Here is a 14352-nt window from a genome sequence, read left to right on the forward strand (position 1 = left end):
CCAGCCACTTTCTCCCCGTCACTATACGGGGAGAAATGCCCGGCAGGGCAATGAGGGGCGGCGCAGACTTCGGCTATAAATCTCCTGCCGCGTCTCAGCCGCTTCCCGTTCGCTCAACGCACTCACTCCTCCAACCACACCTTCTCGAAATGCTGCTCCAGCGCCTGGTGCTGTTCGCAGCCTTCGACGCCTTTGCGATAGGTCCGGTAGACCGAGCGCCAGTAGGGTTGGATGATGATGCCCGAGTCGCGCAAATTCTGCTCGATCTTGGCCATGATCTCCTTGCGCGCCTTGGCGTCTGGGGTGGCGAGCGCCTTGTCGAGCAGCGCGTCGAACTCCTTGTTGGCGTAGGCGCTTTCGTTCCAGGCGGCGCCCGATTTGTAGGCGAGCGCCAGCACCTGGACGCCGAGCGGGCGGCCGAGCCATTCGGTGCAGGAGAAGGGATATTTGCTCCAGTCGTTCCAGAAGGTGGCGGCGGGCAGCACGGTGCGCTTGATCTTGAGGCCGGCCTCGCGCATCTGCGCTGATATCGCGTCGGCGGTGCTCTTCTGCCATTCGACATCGACGGAGATGAGCTCGTATTCGTGGTCGGCCTTGCCGGCCTCGGCGAGCAGTTTCTTCGACGCTTCCAAATCGCGCTTGGCCGGGCCGATATCGGCATATTCGGGGTGCATGGGGCCGACATGGTGGTTGTCGGCGGGCTTGCCCCTGCCGCCGAGGCCGAGCGTCAGCACGGCGGAATTGTCGACGGCGAGCTGTGCCGCGCGCCGCACCTTGACGTCGTCATAGGGCGCGTTGCCGACATTGAAGCGGGCGACGATGGTGGAGCCGGTGGCGATCTCGGAATTTTTGAGCCCCATCTTGTCTGTCTGCGAGACGGCATCGGAGGCGGTTTCGTGATCGGTGTCGATCTCGCCGGATTCGAACGCCGACAGCATGGCGTTGGGGTCGGAGCCGTAGTCGATCCACTGGATGCCATCCAGGTGGAACTCGCCCTTCCACCACGGCTTCGACTTGCGCTTCACCTCCGCGCCGGTCTCGGCATCCCACTTCACCAGTTCGCAGGGACCGGTGGTGATGGCGAGCGCCTTCAGCGGGTCGCCGCCGCCGTCATAGGAGCGGTGCATGATCAGCGCCGGATAGTCGGCCATGCCGGCGATCAGCGAAATGTCGGGCTTCGGCAAGTTCAGCTTGATGGTGAAGTCGTCGACCTTTTCGATGCCGCCATCGACGACCTTCTTGGTGTCGGCATTGACCAGCGCGCCCATGCGCGCGGCGACCGAATTGCCGGCAACACCGGCCTCGCACCAGCGGGTGAGGTTGTGGACGACATCGTCGGCGTTGAAGGCGTCGCCGTTCGACCAGGAAATGCCCTTGCGCACATGCAGCATCAGCGTCTTGGCGTCGTCGCTCATCTCCCACTTTTCCAGCAGCCAGGGCTCGAACGAAAAATCGGTGTTCCAGCGCACCAGATATTCGTTGCAGTGGCGGGCGACGTTGGACATTTCGACACCGTCGAAGGTGCGCGGGTCCTTGAACCCCTTGACGTTCATGGCGACGCGCAAGGTGCCGCCCTTCTTCGGCTCGGCGGCGCGAGCCGGCGTCGGGGCCAGCCCACCCAAAGCGAGCGCGCCGGCGGCGCTGACGCCAAGCCCGGCCATCAGCGCCAGATATTCGCGGCGGCTGATGCCGCCCGTCTTGAAATCGTCGGCGACGGGCCTGGCTTGCGGGTGCAATTTGCGATCGGTCAGCATGAATTTCATCGTCATTCCCCTGTTTGTTGGGCGCCCGGCGGACCGGACGCGACCGCTTGGGCGCCGTTGCCTGGAGGGAATGATAAAGCGGGGTGACGCAGGGAAATGTTCTGGAATCCGCAGGGCTTGTGCCGTGCTCCGCAGGGCAAGCCGTTGGCAAGGAAGGCGCGAAGGCCTCAAACGTCGTCATCCCTGGGCGAAGCAGGAGCGAAGCTCCGTCGCGAAGACCCTGGGATCCATTCCGTGACGCCAACCGTAGAGTGAGGCGGAGCGGATTCTGGATCGCGGCAACGCCCCGAAGTCCCGGCATGGATCCTGGGGTCTGCGCTGCGTCGCTGCGCTCCTTGCTTCGCCCCAGGATGACGAAGCGAGAGAAGCTTCGGGAGTCTCCGCCCGTCGCGCTCAGGCGTCGTGTTTGTGGCGGTGTTTGCCGCGGTCTTTCTGGGGGTGCGCCTCTCCGGTCCGGGCCGGTTTGGCGTGGGCTTTTTCGCGGCGACCGCTGTGCTGATCGTTCATCGGATGAGGTGGCACGCCCTCGCGGGCGCTTTTCGTTTCAAGACGGGTGATGAAAATATCGAAGCGATTGGGCATCGTCCGGTCAGTGCTCCGTCGTGCTGTCGGTTTCGTTGTTGGAACGCCTGATATCAATTGGCAGTGCAATTGCGGCCTGCTCTTTGCTCAGGCTGTGGTCGGTCTTGGCAGGCAGGCGCTTGCCCCTCGGTGCGGCAAGGCGCGTGCGGCCGGAGGGCTCGAAAGCGTCCTGTATCGTCAGGCTGTCCATCCTGTCTCCTCCCTAGGGACTCAGGGGCTAAATCTGCCAAACCCGGTTTCGTTCCCTACTGTGGCGAAGGCATGGCGATTTCCTTACTTCGATGTGAGCTTTTGCAAGCCCGCGCCAGCCATGCCAAACAGGCCAGCCATGCCAAACAGGTTTGAACGGAGACTTGATCAGTGACGGACGAGACGGGCAAGCGCAGCTATGTGGTCGGGCAGACCGAGATCGCGGCCCGTCCGCTCGAGCCGGCGCTCTATCTGGTGGCGACGCCGATCGGCAATCTCGCCGACATCACGCTGCGCGCGCTGGAGACGCTGGCCGCCGCCGATATCGTCGCCTGCGAGGACACGAGGGTGTCGCGCGTGCTGCTCGATCGCTACGGCATCCGCCGCCGCACCACGGCCTATCACGAGCACAATGCCGGCGAGGCCGGGCCGAAGCTGATATCAGCCCTCCAGGGCGGACAGAGCGTGGCGCTGATCTCCGATGCCGGCACGCCGCTGGTCTCCGATCCCGGTTACCGGCTGGTCGGCGAGGCGCTCGACCACGGCATTCGCGTCGTGCCGATCCCCGGCCCATCCGCCCCGCTTGCCGCGCTGACGGCGTCCGGCCTGCCGTCGGACGCCTTCCTGTTCGCCGGATTTTTGCCGGTCAAGGTTGGCCAGCGACTGACAAGGCTGGACGCGCTGAAAGCCGTGCCGGCGACGCTGATCTTCTTCGAATCGCCGCGCCGGCTGGCCGAGTCGCTCGGCGCCATGGTCGAGGCACTCGGCGGCGAGCGCAAAGCCGCCATCGGCCGCGAATTGACCAAGACGTTCGAGGAAATGCGTACCGGCACGCTGCGGGCGCTGGCCGACCACTACGCGGCGGCGGATACGCCGAAGGGCGAGATCGTCGTCTGCGTCGGCCCCGCCGAGGCCAAGGCCGACGAGCCTGAAGATATCGACCGCCTGCTGCTGTCGCTCGCCGCCGAAATGCCGGCCTCCAAGGCGGCGGCGGAAGCCGCGAAGATGACCGGCGGCCAGAAACAGGCGCTCTACCGGCGGCTGCTGGTGCTCAAGGACACACCATGATCCCGCAAAGTGGAAACCGGTTTTCGGAAAAGATCATGGTCAAACAGAGTTCGGGAGAGAGCGGTGGCTGAGCGCCCGAGCGCCAGCCGCCAAAAGGCCTACCGGCGCGGCCATCGCGGCGAATGGCTGGCGGCTGCAGCGCTGATGCTGAAGGGCTACCGCATCCTGGCGCGCCGCCATCGCACACGATTCGGCGAGATCGACCTCATCGCGCGGCGCGGCGACCTCGTGCTGTTCGTCGAGGTCAAGGCGCGCCGCACGCTGATGGAAGCCATGGAGGCCATCGCCCGCGAATCGGAGCGCCGCATCGAAGCCGCCGCCGACATCTGGCTGTCGCGCCAGCCGGACTATGGCAGGCTGTCGATGCGCTTCGACATGGTCGCCGTGCTGCCCTGGCGCTGGCCGGTGCATGTTGAAAATGCGTTTTATGGGAGGAATTGAGCGGCTTTACCCTCCCCCTTGTGGGGAGGGTCGGTGAGCAAGCGACGCGAAGCGTCGTTGGCGAGCCGGGGCGGGGGTATGGCGCCGACCCCCACCCCGATCCGCTTTGCGGATCGACCCTCCCCACAAGGGGGAGGGTAAGTCACCCCCAGATCATCAACGCCACCAGCCCGACGCCGCCCACCACCAGCCGCCACCAGCCGAACAGCGAATAGCCGTTGCGCGAGACGTAATCGAGCAGCAAGCGGACCACGAACAGCGCCGTGACGAAGGCGGCGACGAAGCCGATGGCGATGATCGGCAGGTCGGCCGAGGTCAGCACGTTGCGGTTCTTGAACAGGTCGAAGGCGAAGGCGCCGACCATGGTCGGGATGGCGAGGAAGAAGGAAAATTCCGCCGCCGCCCGCTTGTCGACGCCCAGAAGCAGCGCGCCGACGATGGTCGAACCGGAGCGCGACGTGCCGGGGATCAGCGACAGGCACTGGAAAAGCCCTATCTGCAGGTAGAGCCGGGTCGGAAACCGCTCGACGTCGCGATACATCGGCTTGAGCTTTATACGATCCACCGCCAGCAGCACGACGCCGCCGATGATCAGCATGATGCAGATCAGCCTTGGCGATTCGAACAGCACCGTCTTGATGAAATCATGCGCAAGCGCGCCGATGATCGCCGCAGGCAGGAAGGCGATCAGGATGCCGATGGCGAAATGCCGCGTCAGCCGGTCATGCGGCAGGTCGAGCAGCATTTTCCATAGGCGGCGGAAGTAGACGCTGAGGATCGCCAGGATGGCGCCGAGCTGGATCAGGATCTCGAAGGCCTTGCCGGTTGAATTGAAACCGAGGAAATGGCCGGCGAGCAGGATATGGCCGGTCGAGGAGACCGGTATGAACTCGGTCAGCCCCTCCAGCAGGCCGAGCAGCAGGGCTTCGACGATGGTCTGGCTTTCCATGGCTACCTCGGCATTTGCGTGACGGGCTGACAGAACGGCTTGCTTGTCACGGCCTGCAAGTCCCCCTATAGGTCGCAGCACCCTGACGGCCCGCTGATCGGGCGGCCAAGACTTACCGGTGCGCCCTGCGATTCGCCAGTGCGCTTTATCATCGCGGAACCATGCTGACGCTTTTCCACCATCCCATGTTCGCAACCTGCCGCTTCGTCCGCCTCGCCTTCGGCGAGTATGGCGAGGAGCTGGCGCTGATCGAGGAAAAGCCGTGGACGCGGCGCAAGGAGTTCCTGGCGCTGAATCCGGCCGGCACGCTGCCGATCCTGCTGGCCGAAGGCGACGTGCCGATCGTCGGCGCGACGGTCATCTCGGAATATCTCGACGAGACGCGCGGCGTCTTGAAGCGCGACAAGCGTCTATTCGCCGAGGACCCGATGCAGCGCGCCGAAATCCGCCGGCTGATCGACTGGTACCTCAACAAGGCCGAAAGCGAAGTCACAAGGCATCTGGTGCGTGAACGCGTGCTGAAGCCGGTCATGCCGGAAACGGCGGGCGGCGGTTCACCCGATTCGGGCGCCATCCGCGCCGCACGCGCCAACATCCGCCAGCACATGAAATACACCAACTGGCTGGCCGGCACCCGTCATTGGCTGGCAGGCGGCAGGGTCACCTATGCCGATCTGGCGGCCGCCGCCACGCTGTCGGTGCTCGATTATCTCGGCGAGATCGACTGGCGCGAGCATCCCGCGGCGCGCGAATGGTATACAAGGGTGAAGTCGCGCCCTTCCTTCCGGCCGCTCCTGACCGACCGCGTGCGCGGCCTGTCGCCGGTGTCGCATTATGCGGACCTCGATTTCTGACGCCGCGAAACTGCGCGCGATGATCGACGCGGAGGCGCGTCGCGCCGGCTTCGACGCCGTTGCCGTCACCTCTCCCGATGCGATCCCGCTGGCGCCTGCGCGCCTCGCCGAATTCGTCGCCGACGGCTTTCACGGCTCGATGGACTGGATCGCCGAAACGCTGGAAAGACGCGGCGAACCGACGGCGCTCTGGCCGCAGGTGCGCTCGATCGTCGTGCTGGCGATGAATTACGGGCCGGACCATGATCCGCGCGATCTGCTGGCCAAGCGCGACCGCGGCGCGATCTCGGTCTATGCGCGGAATCGCGACTATCACGAGGTGATGAAGGGGCGACTGAAGGAGATCGCCGGCAAGATCGTCGCGCGCGCCGGCGGCGACGTGAAGGTGTTCGTCGACACGGCACCTGTGATGGAAAAGCCGCTGGCGGAAGCCGCGGGGCTCGGCTGGCAAGGCAAGCACACCAACCTGGTCAGCCGCGAGCACGGCTCCTGGCTGTTCCTCGGCACCATCTTCACGACGGCCGAACTCGCGCCCGACCGAGCCGAGATCGACCATTGCGGCTCCTGTCGCGCCTGCCTGGACGCCTGCCCGACGAATGCCTTCCCGGCGCCCTACCGGCTCGATGCGCGGCGTTGCATCTCTTACCTCACCATCGAGAACAAGGGGCCGATCCCGCATGAATTCCGCGAGGCGATCGGCAACCGCATCTATGGCTGCGACGACTGCCTCGCCGCCTGCCCCTGGAACAAGTTCGCCCGGGTTGCCTCCGAGGCAAAACTCGCCGCGCGCGAGGATCTGCGCGAGCCGGCGATCGCCGACCTGCTCGAACTGGACGATTCGGCCTTCCGCGCCTTGTTCTCCGGCTCACCGATAAAACGCATCGGCCGTGATCGCTTCGTCCGCAACGTGCTGATCGCCGCCGGCAACTCCGGCGATGCCACGCTGGCCAGCAGCGTTCGGCATCTGCTCACCGACGCCTCGCCGCTGGTGCGGGGCGCGGCAATATGGGCGCTGGCGCGGCTGGTGTCCGATGCCGAATATGCCGAGCGGGCAGCGACCGGCCTCAACACCGAGAGCGACGAGGCCGTGCGCGACGAATGGCGCCTGGCGCCGCCAACCAAGGCACATGCATGAGCGAAAAGCAGATATTCATCTTCGGCGCCGGCTATTCGGGCAAGGCCTTTGCCCGCGCCAACAACGGGACAGCCACGATCGTCGGCACGACGCGCTCGCCCGACAAATTCGAGGCGCTGCGCCAGGCCGGCATCTCGCCTCTGCGGTTCGAGGGCGTCCTGACCCGTGAAATCGGCGACGCGTTGAAGAAAACGACGCATCTGGTGATTTCGGTCGCTCCGGAAGAAGCCGGCGATCCCGTCCTGAATGCCGCCCGAGAAGCAATCGCTGAAATGCCGGCGCTGGCATGGATCGGCTATCTCTCCACGGTCGGCGTCTATGGCGATTATGGCGGCGCCTGGGTCGATGAGGGGGCCGCGTGCCGGCCGGTGTCGAAGCGCTCCGTCATGCGGGTCGAGGCCGAGCAGGATTGGCTGGAGCTCGGCAAGGAGATAGACCGCCCGGCGGCGATCCTGCGCCTGTCCGGCATCTATGGCCCGGGCCGCAACGCGCTGGTCAATCTGGAGAACGGCACCGCGAGACGGCTGGTCAAGCCGGGCCAGGTGTTCAACCGCATCCATTGCGACGACATTGCCGGTGCGCTTTGGCAGCTCATCGAGGGCAATAGAGGCGGCATCTTCAACGTCACCGACGATTTGCCGGCGCCGCCGCAGGATGTCGTCGCCTATGCCGTGTCGCTGATGGGCATCGAACCGCCGCCCGAAATTCCCTTCGACACCGCCCAACTTTCGCCCATGGCGCGGTCCTTCTATGGCGAGAACAAGCGTGTCGCCAATGCGGCGATCAAGGCGGCGGGCTATCGCTTTCGCTTCCCGGATTATCGCGCCGCCTTCGACCACATGTGGGCAAGCGGCGACTGGCGCGACGGCGAGGCGCGCAGCCCGATGAAGGGGTGACGGATCGAAGCATCCTGCGCGGCGTGCTATGATTCGGGCTCGGGATTATGGTGGGATCCGGTTTCATGAACACAACGATGCGGTTCGGCGAGAAATCACTGCTGGCGGCCGCACTTGGCCTGTTTGCTCTGACCGGCCTCGCCACGCAGCCGGCGGCGGCCGAGGAACGGGCAAAGGACCTGTTCGGCGCCGAGAAATTGCCGACCGCGACATCAGCGCAATCGATCGGCTTCTATTCCAAGGGTTGTTTCGCCGGTGGCGTTGCCATTCCCCTGGATAGTCCAACCTGGGAGGTGATGCGGCCGTCGCGCAACCGCCGCTGGGGCCATCCGGCGATGATCGCCCTGGTCGAGAAACTGTCGCGCGATGCTGTCGCCGATGGCTGGCCGGGCCTGTTGATCGGCGACATCGCACAGCCGCGCGGCGGCCCGATGACCACGGGCCATGCCTCGCACCAGATCGGGCTCGATGCCGACATCTGGCTGACGCCGATGCCCAGCCGTCCGCTGTCGATGGCCCAGCGCGAATCGATGAGCGCCACCTTGATGGTCGATGAGAAGACGCATCTGGTGAAGGACGCGCTGTGGACGCCGGCGCATACGGCACTTCTGAAGCAGGCGGCGAGCTACGCGGAGGTCGAGCGCATCCTGGTCAATCCGGGCATCAAGAAAAAGCTCTGCGACACCGTCAAGGGCGACCGCGCCTGGCTGCGCAAGATCAGGCCGTTCTGGGGCCACGATTACCATTTCCACATGCGCATCGGCTGCCAGCCGGGCTCGCCCAATTGCAAGGCGCAGGAAGCGACGCCGGACGATGACGGTTGCGGCAAGCCGCTGGCCTGGTGGTTCACGCAGGAGCCGTGGCGGCCCAACAAAAACCCCGATGCGCCGAAGGCCCGCGACCTGATGACGATGGCGAACCTGCCCAAGGAATGCCGCGCCGTGCTTGACGCGCCGGGGCCGGCCTCGGCCGAAGCGGCGACCTATCATGGCGACGCCGTGCCGGTCGCGGTCGCCGCGCCCGAACCGGAAGCGCCGTCGCTGCCCGCCACCACCGTGAGCGGCGCGGGCGAGCTGCCAAGCGCGGCGAACGCTTTCGCGGCGACCCCCAGGATGGGCGCGCCGGTGCCACGGCCACGGCCGTCTGCGAAGTGATGGTCGGGGGGATTGCTCCGGCTTGTGCAGTAGACGAGTCAATCTCCGAAGTCGGTGCCGCCCCTCATCGCCCTGCCGGGCACTTCTCCCCGTATAGTGACGGGGAGAAGAAAGCTGGCCGCAACGTCGGCGCCCTTCTTGCGACCCTGAGTGATTGGCGAAACCGGCAATGACAGCGTCCCTCGCCCCGTTTACGGGGAGAGGATGCCGGCAGGCAGGTGAGGGGCGGCGCAAACGCCGGATCAGATAGGGCGAGGACGGAAATGATGTCCTGGAGCTGATGCCGAAGCGGCTTTCCCTTTTCAAACTCATGCGCTAGTCAACGGGAGAACGGCGATGCGCCGTCAGGGGCGCCGGGGACGGACGAGAGCATGGCAAGCGTAGGCGATAGCGATACGTCGTTGCGGTTTCCGATCCTGATCGGCGACATTGGCGGCACCAATGCGCGCTTTTCGATCGTGCTCGACGCCAATTCCGAGGCCGGCGAGCCGGCCATCGTGCAGACCGCCAACTACAACACCATCGACGAGGCGATCCAGGCGGCGGTGCTCGACCGCTCGTCGTTGCGCCCCAATTCGGCGGTTCTGGCGGTGGCCGGTCCGGTCGATGGTGACGAGATCGAGCTCACCAACTGTCCATGGATCGTCAAGCCGAAGCAGATGTTCGCCAGCCTCGGCCTGAGCGACATCGTCGTGCTCAATGATTTCGAGGCGCAGGCGCTGGCCGTCGTCGCGCTTGGCGAAGAGCATATGGAAAAGATCGGCGGCGGCACGCCGGAACCCAATGCCGGACGCGTGGTGCTGGGGCCCGGAACCGGGCTCGGCGTCGCCGGGCTGGTCCATGCCTTGCGCCACTGGATACCAGTGCCCGGCGAGGGCGGCCATATGGACATTGGCCCACGCACACCGCGCGATTTCGAGGTTTTCCCGCATATAGAGAAGCTCGAGGGCCGCATCTCGGGCGAACAGATCCTGTGCGGGCGTGGCCTCGTCAACGTCTACAGGGCCGTGGCCAAGGCCGACGGCAAGCCGGCGCCCTTCACCACGCCGGCCGAAGTCACCGCCGCCGCCTTGGCCAAGACCGATCCAGTCGCGCAAGAAGCGCTGGAGACCTTCGTCACTTGCCTCGGGCGCACCGCCGGCGATCTCGCCTTGGTGTTCATGAGCCGCGGCGGCGTGTTTCTCACCGGCGGCATCGCGCAAAAGATCGTGCCGGCGCTGAAGGAAGGCAATTTCCGCGCCGGCTTCGAGGACAAGGCGCCGCACAGCGCGCTGATGCGCACCATGCCAGTCTATGTCATCACCCATCCGCTGGCCGCACTTCTGGGCCTTGCCGCCTATGCCAGGAACCCGTCGCTCTTCGGCGTCCAGACCGCGGGCCGGCGCTGGCAGGCCTAGTTTTCTGCGGCAGAACCCCATGGGAGACCGCGGACGCGCTGAAGTACCGCGACGAAGTTAATCAGCCGCGGGCATAGGCAAGCCGGCTGCATGACGTTAAGAGGGGTGCCGAATTTGCAGCCCGGTCCTACGAGGCGGAAAACCACAAAGCGCTCCCGATTTGACACTTCAAGCCCCAAACAAACAGAAAGTCCGGCCCGGCGAGGTCACAGCGGTGCTCCGCCGCATCCTCGCTGAAAACGGCGATGAGTATCGCTGGACCTATGTCGTTGCCGTCACCTGCTTGCTGATTGTTTCCGGCACCACTGCCTTCACGGCGTGGATCATGGCCCCGATGATCAACCAGATCTTCTACGAACGGCGCGGCGATATGATCGTCTGGATCTGCGCCGGTTTCATGGGAGCCTCCCTGCTGCGCGGCTTCGCCGGTTACGGCCAGGCCGTCGCGCTGGCCAAGATCGGCAACAATCTGGTGGCGCGCTACCAGAAGCGCAGCTTCGACCATCTGATGAAGCTCGGCGTCAACTTCTTCAACGATACGCGTTCCGGTCGGCTGGCGGCACAGGTCAACGAGAATGTCGGCGGCGTTCGCGATCTGCTGTCGCTGACACTGACCTCCATCAGCCGCGACGCGGTCACGCTGGTCGCTCTCGTCGGCGTCATGATCTACCAGGATCCGGTGTTGTCGCTCAGCTCGCTGCTGATCGGCCCGCCGCTGATCTGGGCCGTCGTCTACATCACCCGCCGACTGCGGCGTATTAACAGGGAATCCGTGCTGATCAATTCGCGGCTGAACGGGTCCGTGCAGGAGGCCACACAGGGCATCGCCATCGTCAAGGCCTTCACCCTGGAGGAGGAGCTGGCGCGCCGCATTGGCATCATGGCCGATACGGCCGAGCAGCGTAACAACAAGATCGCCCGCGTCTCGGAGCGGCTGTCGCCGATTTCCGAGATTCTGGGCGGTCTCGCCATTACCTCCGTGCTTGCCTATTCCGGCTACCGGGCGCTGGTGCTTGGGCAACCACCGGGCGCGGTGTTTTCCTTCATCACCGCGCTGATCATGGCCTACGACCCGGCAAGACGCCTGGCGCGCACACAGGTGGGCATGGAACGTGCGCTGGTCAACGCGCGCATGATCTACGAGTTGCTGGACCTGGAGCCGAAACAGGGCGACGCGCCCGATGCCGTCGAGGCCAGGATCACTACCGGCGAGGTGCGCTTCGACAATGTGACGTTTGGCTACAGCGCTGACATGCCGGTGCTGAGGGATCTGAGCTTTACCGCCGCCGCCGGCAAGGTGACGGCGATTGTCGGTGCGTCGGGCGCCGGCAAATCGACGCTGGTGGCGCTCTTGCAGCGCTTCTACGACGTCGACCAGGGCAACATCGAGGTCGATGGCCAGGACATCTCGAAGGTGACCAAGCATTCGCTGCGGCAGTCGATCGCCTATGTGGCGCAGGCGCCCTATCTGTTCGAGGGCACGATCCGCGACAACATCCGCTACGGTCGGCTGACGGCCACGGACGCCGAGATCGAGCAGGCAGCGAAACAGGCGGCAGCCGACGAGTTCATCCGCCAGCAGCCGCAAGGTTACGACACGCCGGTCGGCGAAGGCGGCTCGACCCTTTCCGGCGGCCAGCGCCAACGCGTCTCGATCGCCCGCGCCATCGTGCGCCAGGCACCGATCCTGCTGCTCGACGAGGCGACCTCGGCGCTTGACAACGAGGCGGAGGCGCGCGTCCAGGAGGCGCTGATGCATGTCATGGAAGGGCGCACGACGATCGTCATCGCGCATCGGCTGTCGACGGTGGTCAATGCCGACCACATCATCGTGCTGGAAGAGGGACGGCTGGTCGAGGAAGGCACGCACGCGACGCTGATGGCCGACCCGGACAGCATCTATGCCCGCTTCCACCGCATACAGGGCGTCAAGGGCCTGGGACTTGTCGACGACAGCGCGTCGATCCAAACTTCGGGTCGAGACCTAGAGACGCAGAACATCGCCGGGAGCATGGCATGAGCGAGACATCGGCAGGAACCGGCAAGCCTACAACCGAGATGGGCCTTGTAGTGGTGGGTGCCGCCGGCCGCATGGGCCAGACGCTGATCCGCGCCATCCACACCATTCCGGGTGCGCGGGTCATCGGCGCCGTCGAGCGTGCGGATTCGCCCCATCTGGGCAAGGATGCCGGCGAGCTGGCGGGCATCGGCATCATCAATGTGCCGATCAGCGACGACCCGCTGCCGGTCTTTGCCAAAGCCGATGGCGTGCTCGACTTCACCACGCCGGCTTCGACCGTCGAGTTCGCCGGCTATGCGGCGCAGGCGCGCATCGTCCATGTCATCGGCACGACGGGGTGTTCGGCGCAAGACAATGCCAAGATCGCTGCCGCGGCGCGCCACGCCACAATCGTCAAGTCGGGCAATATGAGCCTCGGCGTCAATCTCCTGGCCGTACTGGTCGAACAGGCGGCGCGCGCGCTCGATGCGGATGATTTCGACATCGAGATTCTCGAAATGCACCACAAGCACAAGGTCGACGCACCCTCGGGCACGGCACTTCTGCTCGGCGAAGCCGCCGCCGCCGGACGCGGCATTGCGCTTAGCGGCAATGATGTGCGTTCACGCGACGGCCATACGGGTGTGCGAAAAACCGGCTCGATCGGTTTTGCCACGCTGCGCGGCGGTTCGGTGGTCGGCGATCACAGCGTCATCCTGGCCGGCACCGGCGAGCGCATCACGCTGTCCCACCATGCCGAGGACCGCGCCATCTTCGCCCGCGGCGCCGTCAAGGCGGCCCTTTGGGCACGTGGCAAGAAGCCGGGACTGTATTCGATGCGGGACGTGCTGGGCTTAAGCTGAGCGAACCACAAACACCTTGTTTCAACTCAATTCCGGCCGGAAAACCGCTTCACACTTTTCCAGGAATTGCTCTCGAAGGGAGTAAAAATGTCGAGAACTCTCGTGCTCGTGCGCCACGGCCAGAGCGAATGGAATTTGAAAAACCTGTTCACCGGCTGGCGCGATGTCGACCTGACCGAGCAGGGCCACGCCGAGGCCAAGGCCGCCGGCCAGAAGCTCAAGGCGCGCGGCCTGAAGTTCGACATCGCCTTCACCTCGGCGTTGAGCCGGGCGCAGAAGACCTGCCAGCACATTCTCGACGCCGTCGGCCAGGGCGATCTGAAGACCATCCGCGACCAGGCGTTGAACGAGCGCGACTACGGCGACCTTTCCGGCCTCAACAAGGACGACGCCCGCAAGAAATGGGGCGAGGAGCAGGTGCATGTCTGGCGCCGCTCCTACGACGTGTCGCCGCCCGGCGGCGAAAGCCTGAAGGACACTGGCGCCCGCGTCTGGCCCTATTACCTGCACGATCTGCAGCCGCACGTGCTGCGCGGCGGCACCGTGCTGGTCGCCGCCCACGGCAACTCGCTGCGCGCGCTGATCATGGCGCTGGACGGCAAGTCGGGCGAGGAGATCGTCAAGCTGGAACTCGGCACCGGCGTACCGGTCATCTACACGCTCAACGCCGATTCCACCGTAGCGTCGAAGGAAGTGCTGGAGGGCTGAGCCGGCAAGCGCTCCAGTCACTTGCGTCCGAGACTAATTTTTGAAGCCGGCGCCGCCCCTCACCTGCCTGCCGGCATCCTCTCCCCGTAAACGGGGCGAGGGGGCTGGCCGCAACGCCGGCGCCTTTCTTACGGACGCGGACGATTGGCGAAACCGTCGATGAGAGCGCCCCTCTCCCCGTCACTAAACGGGGAGAGGATGCCGGCCGGCAGGTGAGGGGCGGCGCCAACTACCGGAACTTAGCCGGCGCGCGGCAACCGTCGACAAAAACGCGTTGACACCACCCGCTGTCCGCTGTCTTATCCCCCCCCCACGCCAGATGGTGGATATGTGATGCGCGCCGGTTTCGGGGCG

Annotated in this window: 14 protein-coding genes; 10 read left to right on the top strand and 4 right to left on the bottom strand. The window is 65.3% G+C overall.

Annotated elements, in window-relative coordinates:
* Positions 1 to 122: 122 nt before the first annotated feature.
* From JT360_RS31620 to JT360_RS31630, 3 genes are all read right to left on the bottom strand, one after another.
* Positions 123 to 1763: an ABC transporter substrate-binding protein gene (locus JT360_RS31620; RefSeq protein WP_214477135.1), complete on the bottom strand. Its 1641-nt coding sequence runs from the start codon at positions 1761 to 1763 to the stop codon at positions 123 to 125.
* A 393-nt stretch (positions 1764 to 2156) separates the two neighbouring features.
* Positions 2157 to 2345 (bottom strand): hypothetical protein, encoded by a 189-nt coding sequence (locus tag JT360_RS31625; protein WP_214477136.1) that lies wholly within the window; start codon positions 2343 to 2345, stop codon positions 2157 to 2159.
* 7 nt (positions 2346 to 2352) lie between these two features.
* On the bottom strand, positions 2353 to 2535 hold the full coding sequence (locus JT360_RS31630; protein WP_214477138.1) for a hypothetical protein: 183 nt from the start codon (positions 2533 to 2535) through the stop codon (positions 2353 to 2355).
* Positions 2536 to 2705: 170 nt separating this feature from the next.
* Here JT360_RS31630 and rsmI point away from each other — a divergent pair, with 170 nt between their 5' ends.
* Together rsmI and JT360_RS31640 are read left to right on the top strand one after the other, a co-directional pair.
* On the top strand, positions 2706 to 3602 hold the full coding sequence (gene rsmI / locus JT360_RS31635) for a 16S rRNA (cytidine(1402)-2'-O)-methyltransferase (protein ID WP_214477140.1): 897 nt from the start codon (positions 2706 to 2708) through the stop codon (positions 3600 to 3602).
* A 63-nt stretch (positions 3603 to 3665) separates the two neighbouring features.
* Positions 3666 to 4043: a YraN family protein gene (locus JT360_RS31640; RefSeq protein ID WP_214477141.1), complete on the top strand. Its 378-nt coding sequence runs from the start codon at positions 3666 to 3668 to the stop codon at positions 4041 to 4043.
* Positions 4044 to 4185: 142 nt separating this feature from the next.
* Here the strand turns inward: JT360_RS31640 and JT360_RS31645 are convergent, their stop codons facing one another.
* Positions 4186 to 4992 carry an undecaprenyl-diphosphate phosphatase gene (locus JT360_RS31645; RefSeq protein ID WP_214477143.1) on the bottom strand — a complete coding sequence of 269 codons (807 nt, stop codon included), beginning with the start codon at positions 4990 to 4992 and terminating at the stop codon, positions 4186 to 4188.
* A gap of 161 nt (positions 4993 to 5153) precedes the next feature.
* Between JT360_RS31645 and JT360_RS31650 the strand changes: the two genes are divergently transcribed.
* From JT360_RS31650 to JT360_RS31685, 8 genes are all read left to right on the top strand, one after another.
* A complete protein-coding gene (locus JT360_RS31650; RefSeq protein ID WP_202356986.1) occupies positions 5154 to 5846 on the top strand; it encodes a glutathione S-transferase family protein in 693 nt (230 codons plus the stop codon).
* The gene (gene queG / locus JT360_RS31655; RefSeq protein ID WP_214477145.1) at positions 5827 to 6981 is read left to right on the top strand and encodes a tRNA epoxyqueuosine(34) reductase QueG; all 1155 of its coding nucleotides are present in this window, start codon (positions 5827 to 5829) and stop codon (positions 6979 to 6981) included. The genes JT360_RS31650 and queG overlap by 20 nt, the downstream gene beginning before the upstream one ends.
* Positions 6978 to 7877, top strand: a complete 900-nt coding sequence (locus JT360_RS31660) for an SDR family oxidoreductase (RefSeq protein WP_214477147.1) — start codon at positions 6978 to 6980, stop codon at positions 7875 to 7877. Before queG ends, JT360_RS31660 begins: the two co-directional genes overlap by 4 nt.
* Positions 7878 to 7942: 65 nt before the next feature.
* The gene (gene mepA, locus JT360_RS31665; RefSeq protein WP_214477149.1) at positions 7943 to 9031 is read left to right on the top strand and encodes a penicillin-insensitive murein endopeptidase; all 1089 of its coding nucleotides are present in this window, start codon (positions 7943 to 7945) and stop codon (positions 9029 to 9031) included.
* Positions 9032 to 9402: 371 nt separating this feature from the next.
* Positions 9403 to 10428: a glucokinase gene (locus JT360_RS31670; RefSeq protein ID WP_214477152.1), complete on the top strand. Its 1026-nt coding sequence runs from the start codon at positions 9403 to 9405 to the stop codon at positions 10426 to 10428.
* Positions 10429 to 10588: 160 nt separating this feature from the next.
* Positions 10589 to 12448 (top strand): ABC transporter ATP-binding protein, encoded by a 1860-nt coding sequence (locus tag JT360_RS31675; protein ID WP_214477154.1) that lies wholly within the window; start codon positions 10589 to 10591, stop codon positions 12446 to 12448.
* Positions 12445 to 13290 (top strand): 4-hydroxy-tetrahydrodipicolinate reductase, encoded by an 846-nt coding sequence (gene dapB, locus JT360_RS31680; RefSeq protein ID WP_214477156.1) that lies wholly within the window; start codon positions 12445 to 12447, stop codon positions 13288 to 13290. Before JT360_RS31675 ends, dapB begins: the two co-directional genes overlap by 4 nt.
* Positions 13291 to 13377: 87 nt before the next feature.
* The gene (locus tag JT360_RS31685; RefSeq protein WP_214477158.1) at positions 13378 to 13998 is read left to right on the top strand and encodes a 2,3-bisphosphoglycerate-dependent phosphoglycerate mutase; all 621 of its coding nucleotides are present in this window, start codon (positions 13378 to 13380) and stop codon (positions 13996 to 13998) included.
* Positions 13999 to 14352 lie beyond the last annotated feature (354 nt).

The organism is Mesorhizobium sp. dw_380, from assembly GCF_018588885.1.
GTDB lineage: Bacteria > Pseudomonadota > Alphaproteobacteria > Rhizobiales > Rhizobiaceae > Mesorhizobium.

Bases quoted from the DNA above. Each gene is read 5' to 3' on its own strand.
- JT360_RS31620 (WP_214477135.1), bottom strand. From the start codon at position 1,763: ATGAAATTCATGCTGACCGATCGCAAATTGCACCCGCAAGCCAGGCCC.
- JT360_RS31625 (WP_214477136.1), bottom strand. From the start codon at position 2,345: ATGCCCAATCGCTTCGATATTTTCATCACCCGTCTTGAAACGAAAAGC.
- JT360_RS31630 (WP_214477138.1), bottom strand. From the start codon at position 2,535: ATGGACAGCCTGACGATACAGGACGCTTTCGAGCCCTCCGGCCGCACG.
- JT360_RS31645 (WP_214477143.1), bottom strand. From the start codon at position 4,992: ATGGAAAGCCAGACCATCGTCGAAGCCCTGCTGCTCGGCCTGCTGGAG.
- JT360_RS31650 (WP_202356986.1), top strand. From the start codon at position 5,154: ATGCTGACGCTTTTCCACCATCCCATGTTCGCAACCTGCCGCTTCGTC.
- queG (WP_214477145.1), top strand. From the start codon at position 5,827: ATGCGGACCTCGATTTCTGACGCCGCGAAACTGCGCGCGATGATCGAC.
- JT360_RS31660 (WP_214477147.1), top strand. From the start codon at position 6,978: ATGAGCGAAAAGCAGATATTCATCTTCGGCGCCGGCTATTCGGGCAAG.
- mepA (WP_214477149.1), top strand. From the start codon at position 7,943: ATGAACACAACGATGCGGTTCGGCGAGAAATCACTGCTGGCGGCCGCA.
- JT360_RS31670 (WP_214477152.1), top strand. From the start codon at position 9,403: ATGGCAAGCGTAGGCGATAGCGATACGTCGTTGCGGTTTCCGATCCTG.
- dapB (WP_214477156.1), top strand. From the start codon at position 12,445: ATGAGCGAGACATCGGCAGGAACCGGCAAGCCTACAACCGAGATGGGC.
- JT360_RS31685 (WP_214477158.1), top strand. From the start codon at position 13,378: ATGTCGAGAACTCTCGTGCTCGTGCGCCACGGCCAGAGCGAATGGAAT.